This window comes from Deferrisoma palaeochoriense, from assembly GCF_054656955.1.
On the sequence record NZ_BAAHXI010000040.1, the window covers coordinates 18887 to 38546 of the forward strand.

General features: G+C 71.8%; 21 protein-coding genes. 11 read left to right on the forward strand and 10 right to left on the reverse strand.

The features are described from left to right. Positions 1-62 precede the first annotated feature (62 nt). Genes priA through dksA form a run of 3 tightly spaced genes read right to left on the reverse strand, consistent with a single transcriptional unit; the run spans position 63 to position 3454 of the window. Positions 63-2465, reverse strand: coding sequence for a replication restart helicase PriA (gene priA, locus ACYQ8L_RS11800; protein ID WP_459942002.1), 2403 nt, complete (start codon positions 2463-2465; stop codon positions 63-65). A gap of 3 nt (positions 2466-2468) precedes the next feature. After that, positions 2469-3098, reverse strand: coding sequence for a hypothetical protein (locus tag ACYQ8L_RS11805; RefSeq protein WP_459942003.1), 630 nt, complete (start codon positions 3096-3098; stop codon positions 2469-2471). Beyond that, a complete protein-coding gene (gene dksA, locus ACYQ8L_RS11810; RefSeq protein WP_459942004.1) occupies positions 3095-3454 on the reverse strand; it encodes an RNA polymerase-binding protein DksA in 360 nt (119 codons plus the stop codon). The genes ACYQ8L_RS11805 and dksA overlap by 4 nt, the downstream gene beginning before the upstream one ends. 129 nt (positions 3455-3583) lie before the next feature. On the opposite strand from dksA, the gene ACYQ8L_RS11815 reads away from it, so the two are divergent. After that, the gene (locus ACYQ8L_RS11815; protein ID WP_459942005.1) at positions 3584-4417 is read left to right on the forward strand and encodes a hypothetical protein; all 834 of its coding nucleotides are present in this window, start codon (positions 3584-3586) and stop codon (positions 4415-4417) included. Positions 4418-4442: 25 nt separating this feature from the next. On the opposite strand, the gene moaC is transcribed toward ACYQ8L_RS11815, so the two are convergent. Genes moaC through ACYQ8L_RS11830 form a run of 3 tightly spaced genes read right to left on the reverse strand, consistent with a single transcriptional unit; the run spans position 4443 to position 6174 of the window. Then, on the reverse strand, positions 4443-4937 hold the full coding sequence (moaC, locus tag ACYQ8L_RS11820) for a cyclic pyranopterin monophosphate synthase MoaC (protein ID WP_459942006.1): 495 nt from the start codon (positions 4935-4937) through the stop codon (positions 4443-4445). Further along, a complete protein-coding gene (locus tag ACYQ8L_RS11825) occupies positions 4934-5353 on the reverse strand; it encodes a hypothetical protein (RefSeq protein ID WP_459942007.1) in 420 nt (139 codons plus the stop codon). The genes moaC and ACYQ8L_RS11825 overlap by 4 nt, the downstream gene beginning before the upstream one ends. After that, entirely contained in the window at positions 5350-6174 is an 825-nt protein-coding gene (locus tag ACYQ8L_RS11830; protein WP_459942008.1) for a class I SAM-dependent methyltransferase, read from the reverse strand. The genes ACYQ8L_RS11825 and ACYQ8L_RS11830 overlap by 4 nt, the downstream gene beginning before the upstream one ends. A 346-nt stretch (positions 6175-6520) precedes the next feature. On the opposite strand from ACYQ8L_RS11830, the gene ACYQ8L_RS11835 reads away from it, so the two are divergent. From ACYQ8L_RS11835 to ACYQ8L_RS11845, 3 genes are all read left to right on the forward strand, one after another. Next, positions 6521-7504 (forward strand): beta-ketoacyl-ACP synthase III, encoded by a 984-nt coding sequence (locus tag ACYQ8L_RS11835; protein WP_459942009.1) that lies wholly within the window; start codon positions 6521-6523, stop codon positions 7502-7504. Positions 7505-7649: 145 nt separating this feature from the next. Next, positions 7650-8975, forward strand: coding sequence for a coproporphyrinogen III oxidase family protein (locus ACYQ8L_RS11840; protein ID WP_459942010.1), 1326 nt, complete (start codon positions 7650-7652; stop codon positions 8973-8975). 93 nt (positions 8976-9068) lie between these two features. Continuing rightward, positions 9069-9860 (forward strand): inositol monophosphatase family protein, encoded by a 792-nt coding sequence (locus ACYQ8L_RS11845; protein ID WP_459942011.1) that lies wholly within the window; start codon positions 9069-9071, stop codon positions 9858-9860. Position 9861: 1 nt separating this feature from the next. Here the strand turns inward: ACYQ8L_RS11845 and ACYQ8L_RS11850 are convergent, their stop codons facing one another. Beyond that, positions 9862-10173 carry a ferritin family protein gene (locus tag ACYQ8L_RS11850; protein WP_459942012.1) on the reverse strand — a complete coding sequence of 104 codons (312 nt, stop codon included), beginning with the start codon at positions 10171-10173 and terminating at the stop codon, positions 9862-9864. A gap of 336 nt (positions 10174-10509) precedes the next feature. Between ACYQ8L_RS11850 and ACYQ8L_RS11855 the strand changes: the two genes are divergently transcribed. Together ACYQ8L_RS11855 and ACYQ8L_RS11860 are read left to right on the forward strand one after the other, a co-directional pair. Then, the gene (locus ACYQ8L_RS11855; RefSeq protein ID WP_459942013.1) at positions 10510-11253 is read left to right on the forward strand and encodes a DUF1847 domain-containing protein; all 744 of its coding nucleotides are present in this window, start codon (positions 10510-10512) and stop codon (positions 11251-11253) included. Beyond that, on the forward strand, positions 11246-13006 hold the full coding sequence (locus ACYQ8L_RS11860) for a M24 family metallopeptidase (RefSeq protein WP_459942014.1): 1761 nt from the start codon (positions 11246-11248) through the stop codon (positions 13004-13006). The genes ACYQ8L_RS11855 and ACYQ8L_RS11860 overlap by 8 nt, the downstream gene beginning before the upstream one ends. 616 nt (positions 13007-13622) lie before the next feature. Here the strand turns inward: ACYQ8L_RS11860 and ACYQ8L_RS11865 are convergent. Both ACYQ8L_RS11865 and secB read right to left on the reverse strand, forming a co-directional pair. Further along, a complete protein-coding gene (locus ACYQ8L_RS11865; RefSeq protein WP_459942015.1) occupies positions 13623-14876 on the reverse strand; it encodes an ATP-binding protein in 1254 nt (417 codons plus the stop codon). 166 nt (positions 14877-15042) lie between these two features. Beyond that, complete coding sequence (secB, locus tag ACYQ8L_RS11870; protein WP_459942016.1) at positions 15043-15489, reverse strand: protein-export chaperone SecB; 447 nt, start codon at positions 15487-15489, stop codon at positions 15043-15045. A 351-nt stretch (positions 15490-15840) separates the two neighbouring features. On the opposite strand from secB, the gene crcB reads away from it, so the two are divergent. From crcB to ACYQ8L_RS11895, 5 genes are read left to right on the forward strand one after another with little or no spacing between them, the layout of a single operon-like run. After that, positions 15841-16203 carry a fluoride efflux transporter CrcB gene (crcB, locus tag ACYQ8L_RS11875; protein WP_459942017.1) on the forward strand — a complete coding sequence of 121 codons (363 nt, stop codon included), beginning with the start codon at positions 15841-15843 and terminating at the stop codon, positions 16201-16203. Positions 16204-16214: 11 nt separating this feature from the next. Then, positions 16215-16550, forward strand: a complete 336-nt coding sequence (locus tag ACYQ8L_RS11880) for a DUF190 domain-containing protein (protein WP_459942018.1) — start codon at positions 16215-16217, stop codon at positions 16548-16550. Then, entirely contained in the window at positions 16540-17364 is an 825-nt protein-coding gene (gene modA, locus ACYQ8L_RS11885; RefSeq protein WP_459942019.1) for a molybdate ABC transporter substrate-binding protein, read from the forward strand. Before ACYQ8L_RS11880 ends, modA begins: the two co-directional genes overlap by 11 nt. A 2-nt stretch (positions 17365-17366) precedes the next feature. Continuing rightward, positions 17367-18143, forward strand: coding sequence for an ABC transporter permease (locus tag ACYQ8L_RS11890; RefSeq protein ID WP_459942020.1), 777 nt, complete (start codon positions 17367-17369; stop codon positions 18141-18143). Next, positions 18140-19237 carry an ABC transporter ATP-binding protein gene (locus ACYQ8L_RS11895; RefSeq protein ID WP_459942021.1) on the forward strand — a complete coding sequence of 366 codons (1098 nt, stop codon included), beginning with the start codon at positions 18140-18142 and terminating at the stop codon, positions 19235-19237. Before ACYQ8L_RS11890 ends, ACYQ8L_RS11895 begins: the two co-directional genes overlap by 4 nt. Here the strand turns inward: ACYQ8L_RS11895 and ACYQ8L_RS11900 are convergent. After that, complete coding sequence (locus tag ACYQ8L_RS11900) at positions 19234-19455, reverse strand: hypothetical protein (protein ID WP_459942022.1); 222 nt, start codon at positions 19453-19455, stop codon at positions 19234-19236. The genes ACYQ8L_RS11895 and ACYQ8L_RS11900 overlap by 4 nt on opposite strands. Positions 19456-19660 lie beyond the last annotated feature (205 nt).

A 19660-nucleotide genomic window follows, 5' to 3' on the forward strand; every position in this document is an offset into this window, starting at 1 on the left:
AAGGACCGCGAACTTTAGACCAAGCCGTTCGCCAAACACAAATCCGTGCGACCCGGGCGGAATCACAGCATGGACACGGGGTCCATGTCGAGGGTGACCCGCACGTCTCCCCCCTCGGGAAGGCCGTCGGCCCGGAGCCGGGCCAGGAGCGCCGTGAGCGGCCGGGGATCGGGGCCCGGCGCCCGCAGGAGCACCTGAAACCGCCACCGGCCCCGGAGCCGCTCCAGGGGCGCCGGGGCGGGGCCCAGCACCTCCACCCCCCAACGCCGCCCCCCCTCCCGGGCCGCCCGGGCGATGGCCTGGGCCGCGGCCCCCGCAGTTTCCTCCCCGGGCGCCGACACCCCCACCAGGGCGAGCCGCCGAAACGGAGGGTACCCGGCGATGCGGCGGGCCTCCAGTTCGGATTCCAGAAACCCCTCCCGGTCCCCGGTGGCCACCGCCCGGAACACGGGGTGGTCGGGGCTTCGGGTCTGGAGAAACGCGGTCCCGGGCCGGTCCTCCCGGCCGGCGCGCCCCACCACCTGCACGAGGAGCTGGAACGTCCGCTCGCCGGCCCGGAAATCGGGGAAATGGAGCCCCACGTCGGCGTCCACCACCCCCACCACGGTGAGCCGCGGGAAATGGTGCCCCTTCGCGAGCATCTGGGTTCCCACCAGGATGTCGAGGTCGCCCCGGCGGAAGGCCTCGAGCAGCCCCCGGCCGCCGTCGGCGCGCACCGCGTCCCGGTCGAACCGCCCCACCCGTGCCCCCGGCCAGCGGGCCTGGGCGGCCTCCACCACCCGCTGGGTGCCGGCCCCCACGGGGGAAAGCCCCGGGCTCCCGCAGCCGGGGCAGAGCTCGGGCACGGGCCTTCGGGCGCCGCAGTAGTGGCAAAGAAGTACCCCGCCCCCGGGCCGCCGGTGCAGGGTGAGGCTCACGGCGCACCGGGTGCACCGCACGGGCTCCCCGCACCCCCCGCAGGCGAGCACCGGGCTAAAGCCCCGGCGGTTCAGGAAGAGAACGGCCTGTTCCCCCCGCTCCAGGGCCCTCCCCACCGCCCGGGCCAGGGGATCGGAGATCAGGGTGCGCCGCCCGCGCCGGCGGTCCTCCTGCCGCAGGTCCACCACCCGGATCTCCGGCTCCCGGGCGTCCCCCACCCGCCGGGGCAGCCCGTGCCAGGCGTACCGGCCCTCCCGGCACTGCCACAGGGTCTCCACGTCGGGGGTGGCCGACCCGAGGATCGCCACCGCCCCACACAGCCGGGCCCGGTACAGGGCCACGTGCTTCGCGTGGTACCGGAGCCCGTCTTCCTGTTTGTAGGCCGGATCGTGCTCCTCGTCCACCACCACGAGTCCGAGGTCCGCCACCGGCGCGAACACGGCCGACCGTGCGCCGAGAGCCAGGCGCACCTCGCCCCGGCGAAGCCGGTCCCACTGGAGGGCCCGCTCCCCCTCCCCCAGGCCGCTGTGCAAGAGCGCCACCCGGTCGGCGAACCGCGAGCAGATCCGGCCCAGGAACTGGGGCGTGAGCCCGATCTCGGGCACCAGGAAGAGGACCCCCATCCCCCGGGCGAGCGCCTCCTCGGCCGCCCGCAGGTACACCTCGGTCTTGCCGCTCCCGGTCACCCCCTGGAGCACCAGGGGCCGAAACGCCCGGGCGTCCAGGGCCCCGCGGACCCAGGCGATCGCGTCCGACTGCTCGGGGGTGGGCGCCGGCGCCCCGGCCGTCTCCCCCAGGGCCCAGGACCCCGGCTCCCCGGCCCTTCCCCTTCGCTCCTCCCGGACGATCCACCCCTTGCCCAAGGCCCTCGCCAGGGCGTCCCGGGACACCCCGAGGTCCCGAAGGGCCCACCCGGGGAGCGGCCCCTCGGCCAGGGCGGCGAGGGCCTCGGCCATGCGGGGGGCGCGAGGGGCCACCGCCTCGGCCGGGGGCGCCCCCGCCTCGAGCCGGAACCACTCCTCGGCGGGCGGCTCGCTCGCCTCGACCTCCCAGTGCCGGGCTAGGCCGCCCCGGGCCAACAGCCGGGCGGCGGCCCGGGCCTCGCCCGGGGAGAGTTTGGCCAGGGGAAGGGTACCCGCCCGGGCCGTCCGCTCCCACAGGGCCCGTTCGGCGGAAGACGCCCCGGCCGGGGGGCCGGCCCCCACGGCCCGGTACCCCAGCCGGGTGCGCGACCGGAGCCGGGGCGGCAGCATCCGGGCCAACGTCTCGCCGGGGGGGTGGTGGTAGTACCGGGCCATCCACAGGCCCGTCTCCACAAGATCGGCCGGGAGGATCGGCTCGGGGTCGAGAACCTCCAGGAGGTCGCGCACCCGGGGCACCTCGGGTTCGGGGTCGAACCCCACGACGAACCCGGCCGCCCGGGTGCGGCCCAGGGGCACGGCGCACCGCGACCCCACCCGGGCCGCCTCGGCCAGGTGGTCGGGCACCCGGTAGTGGAGGAGCCGGTCCAAGGGCCGTTCGACGGCCACTCGGGCGAACCGGGTCATGGATCAAAACGCCTTGCGCCAGTCGTCCGGAAAGGAACTCGGGGGCGGGGCGGGGCGGTCGGGGGCCGGCCGCGGGGGGGCCAGACGCCGGATCGGCGCTTCGGCGTCGGGGGGAACGAGCTCGGCCGGCCACCCGTCGGCCTCCGGCGGGCCCACCCGCACCTCGTCCGTGGCCGAAAGCCGCACGAGCACGGGCCGGAAGGGCTCGCGCGAGAACCACACCTGGGGCAGTTCCGGCTCCCCCTCCCCCCGGGCGCCCAGGGTGAAGCAGACGCCGTCGGCCGAGGCGTCGCACCGGGCGTACCCGGTGCGGACCGGATCCACCCCGGCCCGGTGGAGGGCGTCGCGCCAGGCGAAGGGATCCAGATCGGAGAACAGGAGAAAGGCGATGCCGGCCGATCGGGGAAACTCCGGCGGAAGGGAGCCCTCGCGCCCCTCCAACTCCCCCCCTGGGCCGACCACCAGGGCAATCTCCCCCCCGGCCCAGCCGCATGCCACCTCGGCCGGCAGGGCGGGCCGGTGGGCCGGGGCCTCCCGCCCCCACCGCTCGAGGAGTTTCGGCCCGGGCACCAGGTACCCGACCAGGGCCGGCGCAACCAGAACAAGGCCCAGGAGGGCCAGGCGCCGGATCACATGCCCGCCTTCTCGCGCTGTTCGGCCTCGGCCTTGCAGTCGATGCACTGGGTGGTCACCGGCCGGGCCTTTAGCCGGCGCTCGTCGATCTCGTCGCCGCAGGTCTCGCAGATGCCGTAGGTGCCCTCGTCGATCCGCTGCAGGGCCTCCTGGATCTTGGCGATGAGCTTTCGCTCGCGGTCCCGGATGCGCAACTGGAACGCCCGATCCGACTCGGCCGTGGCCCGGTCGGCGGGGTCGGCAAACGACTCCTCGCCCTCGATGAGTTCCGTCATCGTGGCCCGCGCCTCCCCCAACAGGGCGTCGAGCCGTTCCTGCAGCAGGTTCCGGAAGAACTCCAGCTTCTCGGCGTCCATCGTCTGTGTCCCCTAGACTACGGGTTGGGCGAGCCGCCGGGGTTTGCCGCACCGGGCCCGCGTTGTGGTACCATCCCCCGATCGGAAAGCCCGGGATTATAGCAACCTCGCCACCCAGGGAGAACCCCCATGGTTCGGTCGGCCGTCGTGGCAGTTCTCGCCGTGCTCTCGCCGCTTTTCGCCTGGGCCGCCTCCCCCCTGGCCAACGCCCTGAGCGCGCGGGCCGTGGGCATGGGCGGGGCGCTCCGGGCCCTCGCCGCCCCCGTGGAGGCGGCCTCGGTGAACCCGGCGGCCATCGGGATCCGGCGCGGGTTCTTCGGCGGTGCCGCCTACCTGACACGCCGGCAGGGCGCCTTCGACGCCCTTCGGCTCACGGTGCTCGACAACGCCACCTCTCCTTTCGGCGGCGCCATCCAATACTTGAGGCTCCAGGGCGAGGAGGAGAGGGAGGACCTGAGCCTCGGCATCGCGGGCGGCCGGGCGGGCCAGTGGTGGGGCGGCACGATCCGGTACGTCCACGGCCGGGGCCGGGGCGAGACCGAGTGGGACGACGTGTTCACGGGCGACGTGGGGGTCCTGTTCGCGCGGCCCCAGGGGGTGCGGATCGGGATCGCGGTGGAGAACGTGGTGGACACGTCCCTCGATTTCCTGGAACCCAGAGCGGGGGCCGGCCTCGCCTGGACCGGCGTGCGGGGCTGGAACTTCGAGGTGGACGTGGTGCGGGGGTTCGACCGGGATGTGAGCCGCGGCCTCGACCTCCACCTGGGCGCCGAGGCCACCCGGCCGGGATCGCCCTGGACGTTCTGGCTGGGGCAGATGTGGCGGGGCGACACCGGGAAGGACTACGCCTCGGCCGGGGTGGGCTGGAGCGGCCACGGCATCGAGGCCGGCTACGCCGTCCAGAAGGCCCGGCAACGGGCGGGCGAGTGGCTCCACGTGCTGAGCGTGTCGGGGTCGTTCTGATCGAAGCGGTCTTCGCCCTGCCGGTCTACGCTCCGCCCGCCTCCTCGCGCACCCAGGTGCCGCTCTTCCCCCCCTCCTTGCGCAACAGCTTCACGTCGCCGATCACCATGCCCTTGTCCACGGCCTTGCACATGTCGTAGACCGTGAGGGCGGCCACGCTGGCCGCGGTCAGGGCCTCCATCTCCACGCCTGTGCGGCCCGTCACCTTCACCTCGGCCCGGATGTCCACCCGGTGGTCCTCCTCCACGAGGTCGAACTCCATCGTGACCGACGAGATCGCCAGGGGGTGGCAAAGCGGGATCAGGTAGGGGGTCTGCTTGGCCGCCTGGATCCCCGCGATCCGGGCCACCGACAGCACGTCGCCCTTCTCCAGGCTCCGGTCCACGATGCGGCGGAACGTCTCGGGTCCCACCCACACGCTCGCCGCGGCCACGGCCCGGCGCTCCGTGGGGGCCTTTCCGCCCACGTCCACCATGCGGGCCGCCCCCGACTCGTCGAAATGGGTGAAGCCCCGGCTCATGGGGCGCCCTTCACCTCGAACCCGTCCACCACCATGTAGTTGTAGTCGTTGCCCAGGTAGTCGAACACGCCGTAGGCCGTGACCTTGGCCCCCTTCTTGAGGTTCAGGAGTTCGTCGGCCTGGGGGTGGTCCTTCTTGAGGTAGAGCCGCACCAGACTCGGGGTGCCGAGGGCGAAGCAGAAATAGTCCCGGGTGTTGATCTTGGTTTTCCGGATCTGGTAGCAGAAATCGCTGCCCGTGAACAGGAACACCCCGGTCACCTGGACCTTCTTGCCCTGGTACTCGTCCCGGTGCCGCACCAGATCGGCCTGGGTCACCGGCTCGTAGTCGGCCGGGTTGCACTCGGCCGCGGCCACCCCGGCCACCAGGCAAAGCCCCACGGCCAGAACCATCATCGTTCGGATCGCCTTCGTCATCGTCGCTCCCTCGCTTCCGTCTCGGCGCCCGCCTCGGCCGCCACCAGGTCCCACACCTGCACGGCCCCGCCCCCATTCCGGGCCCAGCGCTCCGCCAACGCTTCCACCGCCCGCCGCCGCTCCGGGTACGGAAGCCGCGGCAGGAGCCCCGCGCTCATGGGCTCGAGCCCATAAAACCCCAGGAACCGCTCCGGGGGCAAGGGCAGCCGGAGCCGTCGGGTGCGGATCTCCCCAAACTCCCGCCCGAGGGCCTCGAGCACCCGGTCCCAGGCCAACACGGCGTGGCGGCCCGGCTCGTACCCCATCTCGGCCAGCAGGTCGGGCACCGGGCGGCCGGTCTCGGCCTCGTACACCCCTTCGAGGAACGAGGCCAAAAGGGCGCCCCCGGGCCGCAGCAGCCGCCGGGCGCCCCGGACCGAGGCCGCGGCATCCGGGAGCATGAAGAGCACCGCGTTATAGACCACCAGATCAAACGGCCCCCGGAGGGCTTCCAGCCGGCAGGCGTCGGCCACCAGGAACCGGACGCCCGGCACCCGCTCCCGGGCCACGCGGAGCATGCCCGGGCTGAGGTCGCAGCCGACCACGGCGCCCCGGGGCCCCGCGGCCTCGCGGAGAATCCGGGTGGAGGCGCCGGTTCCGCAGCCCACGTCCAGCACCCGGGCCCCCTCCACCGCCCCGGGGGGGGCGAGGGACAGGAGCGCCCGGGTGAGCTCTTGGAAGTGGGACGTCTCGGCCTCGAACCGGTCGTAGCCCTCGGCCCCCCGGTCGAAGTTCGCCCGGATGCGGTCGCGGATCGCCCTGGCCTTTTCGGGTGGGAGCATCGGTTCGCCTTTCCCGGGCCGGTGCCGTTCGGCACGCGACCCGTACGTCCCGGCGGGGCCGGGGGTTACTCGGGGGCAAGACGGTCTAGGGTCTACGGTCCGCGGTCTTCGGTCGGCGGTCCACGGTCCTCGTGGGACTGCGTGGAACCCGGGGGCCGGTCGGCCGGTCCCGGCGCCCCGCAGCGGGTGGCACCCGGGAAGACGGCCGCATTGTACCAGACCCGTTCCCGCCCCACTACGCGGCCGGGCCGCCCCGCGCCTGGTAATCCGGGCGGTGGGCACCTAAAATGCCCCTCCTTGGCCCCCGCCGGGGCGCCGCTATCCGGTTTCAGGAAAGGAGGGTTCCATGGTCATCGCCGCCACGGGTTCCTACCTACCCGAACGGGTCCTCCACAATCGCGACCTGGAAAAGATGGTCGACACCTCGGACGAGTGGATCTACACCCGCACCGGCATCCGGGAGCGGCGGGTGGCGGCCCCCGACGAGGCCACCTCCGACATCTGCCTCCAGGCCGCCCGGCGGGCCATGGAATGGGACGGCGTCGGGCCCCAGGACCTGGACCTCATCGTGGTGACCACCATCACCCCCGACACCATGTGCCCCTCGGCCGCCTGCTGGCTCCAGAACAAGCTGGGGGCCGACCGGGCGGTGGCCTTCGACTTGGCCGCGGCCTGCTCGGGCTTCCTGTTCGGCCTCAAGACCGTGCAGTCGTACCTCGCGGCCGACGAGCGCATCCAGAACGTGCTCCTGTGCTCGGCCGAGGTCATGACCCGCACCGTGGACTACACCGACCGCTCGTCGTGCATCCTGTGGGGCGACGGGGGTGCGGCCGCGATCATCCGGCGCGACGGCCCGGGCCTGCACCTCAAGCGTGTGGAGATCCGCACCCAGGGCGCCTACGGCGAGGACCTCCTGCTGCCCGGGGGCGGGTCGCGCACCACGCCCATCTCCCACGAGAGCGTGGATAAGAAGCTCCACACCCTGAAACTCGAGGGCAAGAAGACCTTCCGGGTGGCCGTGCGGTGCATGGCCGACATCGCCAAGGAGGTGCTCGAGGCCGAGGGCCTCGGCGTGGACGACGTGGACTGGGTCATTCCCCACCAGGCGAACCGCCGGATCCAGGAGGCCGTGGCCCAGATGCTCAAGCTCCCCCTGGAGAAGATGGTCTTCACCATCGAGAAGTACGGGAACATCTCGAGCGCCACGATCCCGATCGCCCTCGACGAGGCCTGGCGGGACGGCCGCATCCGGCCGGGGCACCGGGTGCTCCTCACGGCCTTCGGGGGCGGCCTCACCTGGGGCGCCGCCCTCCTGGAGGCCCGGGGGTGAGAGGCGTCGACGGCTGGGAAAGCGGTTCCAGTTGCATCCGTAGCGGCTTCCGCCGCCGAGCCGCCCCGCGCGTGGAACCACGGCGCAAGGGGTTCGCTTTCCAGCGTTCCAGCCTTCCCGCACTAACGATCCACGGAGCCGACCGTTGCTGACCGAACGCATCCTCACGGCCGCCCTGCGGTTCATCAACCGCCGCGTGCTCCGGGTCCGGGTGGATCCCGGGGTCACCCTGCCGCCGCCGGTGGAGGGCCGGCCGTGCCTTCTGTACATCCACGTGCCGTTTTGCGAGCGGCTGTGCCCCTACTGCTCGTTCAACCGCTACCCGTTCCGGGAGGACCCGGCCCGGGCCTACTTCCGGAGCCTCCGGGAGGAGATGCGGCGGGTGGCCGACCTTGGGTACCGGTGCACCTCGGTGTACGTGGGGGGCGGCACGCCCACGATCCTCGTGGACGAACTCGTCCAGACCCTCGACCTGGCCCGGAAGCTCTTTCCGGTGCGGGAGGTCTCGTGCGAGACGAACCCCAACCACCTCATCCCCGAGGTGGTGGACCCCCTCACCGAGCGGGTACAGCGGTTCTCCGTGGGGGTCCAGAGCTTCGACGACGAGCTCCTCAAGCAGATGGACCGGTACGACAAGTACGGGAGCGGCCGGGAGATCCTGGAGCGGCTCCAGGCCACGGCGGGCCGGTTCCACTCCCTGAACGTGGACATGATCTTCAACTTCCCGAGCCAGACCCGGGCGTCGCTCCTTCGCGACGTGGAGATGCTCGTCGCCTCGGGGGCGAACCAGACCACCTTCTACCCCCTCATGAGTTCCCCGGCCGTGCGGCGCAAACTCCGGGAGACCGTGGGCCCGGTGAGCTACACCCGGGAACACCGCTACTACCAGGCCCTGTGCGAGGCCCTCGACGGCGCCTTCGAGCCGGCCACGGCCTGGACGTTCTCTCGCCGGGCGGGCCAGATGATCGACGAGTACATCGTGGACTACGAGGACTACGTGGGGGTGGGGAGCGGGGCCTTCAGCTACCTCGACGGCACGATCTACGTGAACACCTTCAGCCTCCGGGAATACGGCGAGCGCATCGCGTCGGGCCGGCTCTCGGCGGCCGCGGCCCGGCGCTACCCCCTGAAGGAGCAGATGCGCTACCGGTTCATGATGGACCTCTTCGGGCTCAAGCTCGACAAGAAGGCGTTCCGGGAGCGGTTCGGGGTGGGGGTGGAGCGGGGGCTCCCGCTGGAGATGGCCTTCTTCCGGGCCGCGGGGGCCTTCGACCGGGACGACGCCGAGGCCCTGACCCTCACCCCCAAGGGCCGGTATCTGCTCGTGGCCATGATGCGGGAGTTCTTCGCCGGGGTGAACCAGTTCCGCGACCAGGCCCGGGCCGCCCTGCCCCCCGAGGAGCGCCGGGTGCTCTTCGGCGAGGGGGCCTGCGGCCAGGCGGCCTGCGCCCCGGAGCCCAAACGCGCATGATCCCGCTCTCAACGCTTGGCCCAAACGACGGCGTAGAGCCTTGCGGGGCAGCCTCCTAGCCTTCCAGCTTTCCAGCCTTCCAGCAGGGACGACATGACCGATCTTCGCGCCATCGCGGTCGAGGCGGCCCGGGCCGCCGGCCGGATCCAGCGCGAGCAGCTGGCCTCCGGGTTCGCCGTGCGCCACAAGGGCGCCGTGGACCTCGTGACCGAGGTGGACCTCGCCTGCGAGGAGGCGATCCGCGCCATCCTGGCCCGCCGGGCCCCCGGCACGGCCGTGCTCGGGGAGGAGGAGGGGGAGACCGGGACGGGCCGGGACCGCTGGATCGTGGACCCCCTGGACGGCACCACCAACTACGCCCACGGGTTCCCCGTGTGCTGCGCCTCCATCGCCTGGGAGGAGGGGGGCCGGGTGGTCCTGGGCGCCGTATACGACCCCTTCCGCGACGAACTCTTTACCGCCGTGCGGGGCCGGGGCGCCCGGCGAAACGGGGAGCCGATGCGGGTGTCCGAAACCGGCCGCCTCCCCGAGGCCCTGCTGGCCACGGGGTTCCCCTACGACCGAGGCGAGAACCCCAGGAACTACCGGGAGTTCTGCCACCTGACCCAACGCACCCAGGGGGTACGGCGCACGGGCTCGGCCGCCCTCGACCTGGCCTACACGGCCGCGGGCCGGTTCGACGGGTTCTGGGAGCCTGGGCTCAAACCCTGGGACCTGGCGGCCGGCTGCCTCCTCGTGGAGGAGGCGGGGGGCGTCGTCACCGGCTACGACGGCGGCCCCTTCACCCCCTACGACGCCGACGTGGTGGCCGCGAACCCAGTCCTCCACCCCCTCCTTCTCCAAGCCCTGGCGGAAGCCCGCACCCGCCCCGTGCCGGGGGGGTGAACTACGTCTTGATCCCCAGATCCTCCATCATCTCCTCCACCTCCTCGGCCCCTTTCTCGTAGAACGTCTGCTCGTCGGGGGCGAGGTGGTGCAGGAGGCGCAGGAACTCGCCGGCGTGGACCCGCTCCTCGTCGGCGATGTCCTTGAGCACGGCCTTGGCGAGCGCGTCGTCGGTGCTCTCGGCGAGCTGCATGTAGAGCTGGATTGCCTCGTACTCGGCCGACACCATGAACCGGATGGCCCGGATGAGTTCCTCCCGGGTCAGCTTCCGGTCGTTGGCAAGGCCGGAAAAGGGACTTCCGAACTCGGGCATAGCTCGTCCTCCTGTCTGGCGTTTCATTGGGGGAAACGTAGCAATCGGCCGGAGAGTCTGCCACGGGCCCGGCCGGGCGCAAGCCTTGGACGCGCTCTCCTCTGCCGGGCCTCACATCGCCTGGACGTAACATCCGGGCGGCGACGCCGGAACCCCGAGGGTTTTCAGCCGCCAAGCCGCCCAACCGCCACGCCGCCTGGCCGAAGGCACACGGAAGCCTTGGAAGCGCGGGGCGCGAGTTGGTAGGCTTCGGGGAACTCCGGTGTCGGGTCGACCGTGTTCGGTCATTCGACCGCGGCCCGGAGACCGCTGACCGCTTTCCCGAGGAGCCAACCCATGTCCAAGCCCGCCACGTTTACCTGCAGCCGGTGTTCCGCCGTGTGGACCAAGCAGGGGTCCACCCACTGCTGGAGCGGCGATCCGGAACAGGGTCCGCCTCGGCCCGGAAACTGCCCCTCGGCCGTAGCGCCCGAGGTCATCGCCGAGGCGTTCGACCTCTACCGGGGCGACGGGGAGGACGCCCGCATGGCCCGGGTGGCCGCGGTGGTGGAGGGGCTCTGCTACCAGCCCGAGCCCGAGAGCGAGGCCGTGAACGCCCGCTGGACCCGGGTGGAGGACACGATCGCGTTCGCGAAGCTCATGGGCTACACGAAGCTCGGCATCGCGACCTGCATCGGGCTCCTGGACGAGACAAACCGGCTCACCAAAATCCTCGAGGCCCAAGGGTTCGAGGTGGCCAGCGTATGCTGCAAATCCGGGAGCATCGACAAGCTGGAGCTCGGGCTCTCCGAGGAGAACAAGGTCCGGCCCGGCACCTTCGAGCCGGCCTGCAACCCCGTGGCCCAGGCCCGGCTCCTGAACCGGGTGGGCACCCACCTCAACCTCATCGTGGGCCTGTGCGTGGGCCACGACATCCTGTTCACGAAGTACTCCGAGGCCCCGGTCACCACCCTGGTGGTCAAGGACCGGGTCACGGGCCACAACCCGGTGGCGGTGCTCTACGGCCAGAACTTCTACTACAAGCGGCTCCAGGCCCGGCCCCTCGAGGTGCCGGCGGACGGCGAGGCCTCCGGTGGCTGAGATCCCCCGCCGGCTCGAGGCCCTCCGCCGGCTCCTGGCCGAGCGGGGCCTGACCCACTACCTGGTGCCGACGTCCGACGAACACCTCTCCGAGATCCCGGCCCCGTGGCGCCGGCGGCGGGAGTGGGCGAGCGGGTTCACGGGTTCGGCCGGGGACCTCCTGGTGGGGGTGGAGGAGGGGGAGACCCGGCTCTTCACCGACAGCCGGTACCACCTTCAGGCCGAGGGGGAACTCGTGGGCACGGGCATCGGCCTGGAGCGGGTGGGCGCGCCGGGGAGCCGTACCCTCACCCAGGCGATCCGGGACCTCGCCGCGGCCCGGGGCGAGGGGTTCCGGCTCGGCTTCGACCCCTGGTGCGTGGCGGACGACACGGCGCGGGCGTGGGAGCGGATCGCGGAGGAGACCGGGGCCGAACTGGTGCCCGTGGAGCCGAACCTGGTGGACCTCCTGTGGACCGGTCGGCCCGCCCCCTCCGAAACGCCCCTTTTCCCCTGCCCGCACGAGTGGTCCGGCGAGTCGCTCCCGGGGCGTTGGGCCCGGGCGCGGGAACTTCTCGGGAAGACCGGGGCCGGCACCCTGGTCACGGTGAGCCGGGAGGAGGTGGCCTGGGTCACGGGGCTTCGGAGCTTCGACGAGGTGCCCCACACCCCGGTGTTCGAGGGGTTCCTGATCGCCGGGGCCGGCGGGATGGAGCTCTTCGTCCGAAACCCGCGGGCGCGCCTTCCCGAGGGCTTCGGCGCGGACCTCCCCGGGTTCCGGCCGCGGCCCTACGAGGCGTTTCGCGAAGCGCTCTCCGCGTTGGAGGGGCGTGTCGCGGTGGACCCGGCCGCGGTGCCCCGGGGCGTCACCCGAGCCCTCGAGGCCGCCGGGTGTCGGGTGGTGCGGGCCCCCTCGCCCCTGGCCGAGGCCAAGGCCGTGAAGACCCCGGCCGAGCTCCGGGCCATGGAGCGGGCCGGCCGGCTCGCGAGCCGGGCCAAGGCCGCGGCCCTCGCGTGGCTCCGGGCCGAGACCGACGCCGGCCGAACCGTAACCGAGGCCGGGTTCCGGGACCGGCTCGAGGCCCTCTACCGGAGCCTCCCCGGGTTCCGGGACCTCTCGTTTCCCACCATCGCGGCGGCGCGGGAGCACGCCGCCGTGGTCCACTACGCCGGCGCCGACGAGACCCCCCTCCGGCCCGGCGACCTCTTCCTCGTGGACTCGGGCGTGCAGCTCGACGGCGGCACCACCGACGCCACCCGCACCGTAGCCGTGGGCACGCCCGCGCCCGAGCAGCGCCGGATCTACACCCTGGTGCTCCGGGCCCACATCGCGGCCGCCCGGATGGTGTTCCCCGAGGGGGCGCCCGGCGCCGCGGTGGACGCCGTGTGCCGGGCCGTGCTCTGGGAGGCCGGGCTCGACTACGGCCACGGCACGGGCCACGGGGTGGGGGCGTTCCTCTCGGTGCACGAGGGGCCCTTTGCCCTGGCGCCGGCGAGCCGCCGGCCCGCCTCGTCGGTTCCACTCAAACCGGGCATGGTGACCTCCATCGAGCCCGGATCCTACCGGCCGGGGTTCGGGGGGGTGCGCCTCGAGAACCTCTACGCCGTCGTCGAAACCGGGGGCACGATCGAGGGCCGGAAGGCCCTGGGCTTCCGGCCGCTCACCTGGATCCCCTTCGACGAGCGGCTGATCGCGCCCGAACTCCTCACCCCGGCCGAGCGGGACTGGCTGGAGCGCTACCACGAGGAGTGCGATCGGGTGCTACGCGGCTAGGCGGCCAGGCGGCTCGACTGCCGTGAGCCGTGAAGTGGTGAATCGTGAACCGCGCGGCCGTCCGGGATCCTTCGCGCCCCTCGGCCGCTTCCGCCCCTTCCGATCTCTGCCCCCCGGGGTCCTGCCTTTCGCTACGCGGGTTTCGCGTGGGCCGCGGCGGCGGACCTCCCGCCCCCTTCCCGGATGCGGCGGTCCTACCCCTTCCGCAAGCCCTCGCCCCTCCCGGCACGGCTCCTCGTCTCCCGCCCGGCAGCACGCCACAAGAGATCGAACGCCGTATGACCTACGCAACACTCGGAACATCCGCGCCCCAAAAACAGGGTTTATCCGACCATCCCCGTCGCCCGCCGAAGCATGCGGAAAGCCAGGGGGACAAAAAAATTTTGCCATCGACCCCAAAAAACGTCGTTTTGGGGTTGCGCCCGGCCACGGGACCTGCTAAAAGGAAAACACCAGTTGAAAACAAAGCGCGGATGGCAACTCCTCCCTCGGGGGCCCTCGGGCCCCTCCTTTTTTTGCCCGCGCCCCACCGACCGCCCCCGGCAATCCTTTTGAAGGTATTGGTAACTTGCCTACGTGATCGCCCCCCGGGAAACGCTCATCCCAGGGCCGCCCCTTACGTCGCCGGACGGGGACACGCCACGTCCCAGGGGACGACCAGGTCCTGTTCGGTGACCGGATACGCGGTGTCTGCCGGGGCGATGATGAGACCGGGCGCGACAGGCAACCCCGGATGGGCGGCGCGAAAGGCCCGCAACCCGCTCGCGTCCCGGGCCGTGGGGTGGCTCTTCGCCTTGATCTCGATGGGGTAGAAGCGCCCGCCCCATTCGACGATCAGGTCCACCTCAGCCCCACCGTGGGATCTCCAGTGGTAGAGGTTCGGACGTGCGGGCAGGGCCGCACACTGTCTGCGAAGGTCACCCACCACGGCGGTTTCGAACAGGGCACCCCAGAGAGGGTGGCCGCCCAGCACCTCGGGCGCCGCAATGGCCTGCAACGCGCAGGCCAGCCCGGGATCCGCCATGTACCCCTTGGGCCTCCGGCTGACCCGCTTGATCAGGTTCCCCGTGAACGCGGGAACCTCGTGCCATTGGAACGTCGCCCGAAGAATGCCGAGCCACCTCTGAGCCGTTTGGGGGGTTACCCCCAGCTCCCGGCCGAGTTGGCTGTGATTCACCTCTTGGCCCGTGAGCGCCGCGACCAACCGGACGAAACGGCCGAACGTGTACCAGTCGGACACGTCGGCCATCAGGCGCACGTCCCGCTCCAGGTAGGTTCGCTGATAAGCCCTAAAGAAATCGGGGAGCACATCGGCCGGCAGGAATCGGGCCTCCGGTAAACTCCCTCGCCATACCTGCTCGAACACCGGGAACGGGGCCGGCAGTCTCTCCCACCGCCCCCGACGGCAGCCCTCGGGATCAGCGAGCCACGCCCCGAGCCAGGGCGGATCGAGCCCCCGCCCCGCCGCCTCGGCCAATGAAAACCCTTCCAAGTCCAGAAAGACAGCCCGCCCCGCAAGGCTCTCGCTGAGGGAGCGCAGAATCCCCCACTGATGCGATCCAGTCAGGACGTACTGACCGGGCGTCCGGTCCGCATCGATTCTCCGCTTGATCGCGCTGACGAGCTGGGGAACATACTGGATCTCGTCCAGGATCACCGGCGGGGGCCGGCTGTTGAGGAAAAGGTCCGGGTCTTCCCGCGCGCCTTGGACGTCGGCCACCGGATCGAACACCACCATGGCGAACCGACCGCCCAGCGTGTGGCGCAGGAACGTGCTCTTCCCCACCTGGCGGGCGCCGGACACGACCACCACGGGAAATGTGTCCACAAGCCGTTCCAATCGGGCCGTGAGGGTTCTGGGGAGATACATGCCTGCCATTCTAATGATGGCATCATCAATTTTCCAGGTTTTTCCCTGCCCATGTATCCCGCTACGTGCGCCACTTTGACAGACGTGCGCCCCTCCCCTCCCCGAACGTCTCTCCCCACGGAACGTCGCAGGCCCTTGCGGCGGCTCGCCCTCCAGCCAAACCGGCTCAGTGCTCCGGCCCCTCGGCGGGCTTTTGGGTGCTGCGGTAGAGGGCCAGGAAGTTCACGGGGTCGAGGAGGAACGGCGGAAACCCGCCGTCCACCACCGTCTGGCTCACGATCTGGCGGGTGAAGGGGAAGAGCTGGGTGGGGCAGTCCACCGCGAGCACGGTCTTCAGGTGTTCCTCGGGCACGTTCTTCACCAGGAAAAGCCCCGCGTGCTCCACCTCCACGATGAACACCACCTTGTCCCCCGACTTCACCGTGGCGTGCAGCTCGATCACCACCTCCCAGTGGTCGGCGTCGATCTTGCGGTTGCGAAGCTGCAGGTTCAGCTCGGCCTGGGGCGAGGTTTTCTCCAGGAAGATCCGGGGCGCTTCGGGGTTTTCGAACGAGAGGTCCTTCACGTACATCCGCACGAGCCGGAGCACGGGCGGGGTGGGGGAGTCGGCCATGGGTGTCGCCTCCAGGGTTCACGGGGTTTTCGGGACCGGCGGATTGTAGCAGAATGGCCCGGCGCCGTGCCGGGGGGAATGGCGATCTTCGTTTTTCACCACGGAGGGCACGGAGGGCTTCGGGCCGGAAGGCCAGGAAGCTCGGCAGCGGGGAGGTTACTACCTTGGCCGGCTCCGGCTTGGCGATCCGGGCCGAAGGCTCGCGGGCAAGGGAGTCGCGGCTTGGAAGCCGCTCCCACAAGGTGGGATGGGCGATGGCGGCGGGATCGCAACGGGTTTCGGCCGCCCGGCTCGAAATCCCACAGTCCCCGTTTCCGCCGGGTTGCATGGGGAAAGGAGGCGAACCCCGCCATGCCGAACCTCGTCTACGTCGCCCTGGGGGCGGTCCTCGGGGCCTCGGGCCGGTACCTGGTAGCCGGCTGGGTGTCCCGGGCGGCCTCGGGGGTGTTCCCCTGGGGCACCCTGGCCGTGAACCTGATCGGCTGCTTCGTGATCGGCTGGGCCTGGGGCCTGGCCGAACGGAGCCTCTGGGCCCCGGCGTTCCGAACCTTTTTCTTCGTGGGGCTCCTGGGGTCGTTCACCACCTTCAGTTCGTTCGGCCTGGAGACCCTGCACCTCCTGCGGGACGGCGAGGTCGCCCTGGCCGCCGGCTACGTGCTGGGGTCGAACCTGCTCGGCTTCGCCCTGGTGTGGCTCGGCCTGACCCTGGCCTGAGGAGGACCGGTATGACGCTTCCCGAAGACGGCATGCTCCTTCGCATCTTCATCGGCGAGGCCGACCGCCACGACGGCCGGCCCCTCTACGAAGCCATCGTGTTGAAGGCCCGGGAACTGGGCCTGGCCGGGGCCACGGTGCTCCGGGGGGTCATGGGGTTCGGGGCCCACAGCCGGCTCCACACCACCAAGGTGCTCCGGCTGAGCGAGGACCTGCCGATCGTGGTGGAGATCGTGGACACCGAGGCGAACCTCCAGAAGCTCCTGCCCTGGCTCGACGAGGTGGTGGAGGAGGGCATGGTCACCCTGGAGAAGGCCCGGGTGCTTCGGTACCGCCATGGCAAGTAGGCTTCTCGCCCTCGTTCTCCTGCTCCTCGCCGCGGCCCCGGTGCGGGCCGGGGAGATCGAGGTGTTCGCCGGGTCGGCCTCGAAGCCGGCCACCGAGGAGGCGGCCCGGGCGTTCGAGGCCCGCACGGGGACCCGGGTGCTCCTCCACTTCGGGGGATCGGGGGCCGTGCTGGCCCAGATGGAACTCGCCCGGCGGGGGGACGTGTACTTCCCCGGGTCCTCCGATTTCATGGAGAAGGCCAAGCGCAAGGGCCTCGTGGACCCGGCCACCGAGGTCCGGGTGGTGTACCTCCTGCCGGCCATCAACGTGGCCCGGGGCAACCCCAAGGGCATCCGGTCGCTCGAGGACCTGGCCCGGCCCGGGATCCGGGTCGGCATGGCCCGGCCCGACACCGTGTGCGTGGGCCTCTACGGCGTGGAGGTCCTGGAGCGCAAGGGGCTCGCCGAGGCCGTGCGGCGAAACGTGGCCAACTACGCCGAGTCCTGCGCCAAGACGGCCCAGATGCTCGCCCTGGGACTCGTGGACGCCGTGCTCGGGTGGGACGTGTTCGACGACTGGAACCCCGACAAAATCGAGACGATCCCCTACCCCCCGGAGGAGGTGCCTCGCATCGGGTACATCCCGGCCGCGGTGTCGGTGTTCGCGCGGAACCGGGAGGCCGCCCTCGCCTTCCTGGGCTTCCTCACCGGCCCCGAGGGCCGGGAGATCTTCCGGCGCCACGGGTACCTCACCACCCTGGAGGAGGCCCGCCGGTTCGCCCGGCCCGACACCCCCGTGGGCGGGGAGTTCCCCCTGCCCGCCTCCTGGAGGTGACGGTGGCCGACCGGGCCTTCTGGGCCGTCCTGGCCGCCGCCCTGGCCCTGGCGGCCGGGTTCGTGGCCGCGGTGCTCTGGGCCCAGGCCGGCTACGCCGGGCTGGGGCCCACTCTGGCCGCCCTCGGCCGGCCCGCCATCCGCCACGCCGTCGTCCTGAGCCTCGGCACGTCGACCCTGTCGGCCTGCCTCGCGGTGGGCCTTGCGATCCCCTCGGCGTACCTCCTGGCCCGCCGGCCGTTTCCCGGGGCCGGGGTTCTGGACCTCCTTCTCGATCTCCCGGTCGTGCTCTCCCCCGTGGCCCTGGGGGTCAGCCTGCTCCTTTTCTTCCGCACCGGACCGGGCGAGTGGATCGAGGCGCACCTTCTTCGCTTCGTCTTCGAGGTGCCCGGCATCGTGCTGGCCCAGGCCACCGTGGCCACGGCGCTCGCCGTGCGGGTACTCAAGGCGACCTTCCAGGGGGTGGACGAGCGCTACGAGCACGTGGCCCGGTTCCTGGGGTGCTCGGCCTGGGGCGCGTTTCGCCGGGTCACCCTGCCCATGGCCCGCAGGGGCATCCTCGCCGCCTTTATCCTGGCCTGGGCCCGGTCCGTGGGGGAGTTCGGGGCCACCGTGACCCTGGCCGGCGCCGTGCCCGGGAAGACCGAGACCGTGCCCGTGGCGATCTACCTTCGGCTCGCCGAGGCCGACATCACCGGGGCCGTGGCGTTGATCCTCCTGCTTTCGGCCCTGAGCCTGGGGGTGCTGGTGGTGCTCCGGGTCGTGGGGGGCTGGCGGTGATCCGGGCCGAGGGGCTTACCGTGCGGTTCGACGGGTTCCGGCTCGAGGCCGTGGACGTCGCCGTGGAACCCGGGGAGAGCTTCTTCGTGCTGGGCCCCTCCGGGGCCGGGAAGACCCTGCTTCTGGAGGCCCTCCTGGGCATCCGCCGGCCCGAGGCCGGCCGGGTCGTCCTGGACGGCCGGGACGTCACCCGGCTTCCGCCCGAGGCCCGGGGCGTGGCGTACGTGCCCCAGGACCTCGCCCTCTTTCCCCACCTCACCGTCCGGGAGAACATCCTGTTCGGGCTCCGGGCCCGGGGCCGGGCCGGGCCCGAGGCCGACCGGAAACTCCGGCGCTGGGTGGAACTCCTGGACCTGGGAAAGGTGGTGGGGCGCCGGGACGTGCGCACCCTCTCGGGCGGGGAGCGCCAGCGGGTGGCCCTGGCCCGGGCCCTCGTGACCGAGCCCCGGGTGCTCTTTCTGGACGAGCCGTTCTCGGCCCTCGACGCCCCCCTTCGCCGCCGGCTCCAGGCCGAGTTCCGGGACCTCCAGCGCCGGATCGGGGTCACCGTGGTCCAGGTGACCCACGACCCCGAGGAGGCCTTCCTCATGGCCGACCGCATGGCCATCCTGATGGCCGGCCGCATCGAGCAGACCGGCCGGCCGGCCGAGCTTTACAACCGGCCGGCCAACCTCCGGGTGGCCCGGTTCCTGATGCTCCAGAACCTGTTTCCGGGCACGGCCGGGCCCGTGGGCGATGACGGCTACCAGCGGCTCCGGATCGAGGGGGTGGCCCGGGAGCTCCTCCTCACCCCCGACCCCCGGTTTCCGGCGGGCGCCCGGGTGGTGGTGGGCATCCGGCCCGAGGAGGTGATCCTGGTGCGGCCCGACCGGCCCCCCGACACCGCCCGCCAGAGAAACCTGCTCCTCGGCGAGATCCTCGAATGGGCCGACCTCGGCCACTCCCGGCTCGTGCGGCTCCGGGTGGAGGGCATCACCCTGGACGTGTGGCTCAACATCCGCGCCGCCCGCGAGTACCCCATGGAGCCCGGCATGGAGGTCTGGTGCCACGTGCGGCCCTGGAGCTTCTGCCTCCTGCCACCGGAACAGGCCTAGATTGGTCCCGTTTTCCCGGCGGTGTAGATGCCCACGGTGCAGCGGTGGGGGCCCGATGGTCCGTAGGGGACAAACGCGACGCGCTCGCCGGGGCGGACTACCGTGCTCAGATCCTGGGCCCGGTAGGTCACCAACAGCGCCTCGGCGCGGTCCGACGAAAGCCCGAAGTTTGCCGCGATCTCCCCGGGCCGCAACCCCCGGCGGCGGGACCTGAACACCCAACTCGGCCGGCACCCCCCGTGCGCGAAGCACGGACTGGGAACCACCGAACGCGAGCACCCGCCTACCGCCGGGCAGTGCTTTGCAAACAGGCTGCCTCGGGGCCTCCCGGCGCTTCCATCCCCGTTTCCCTTTCCCGACGGGGAAACCGGGCGGGAGGTCCCCTCCCGCCCGGCGTTTGCCCACCCCGGCTACTCGACGAAA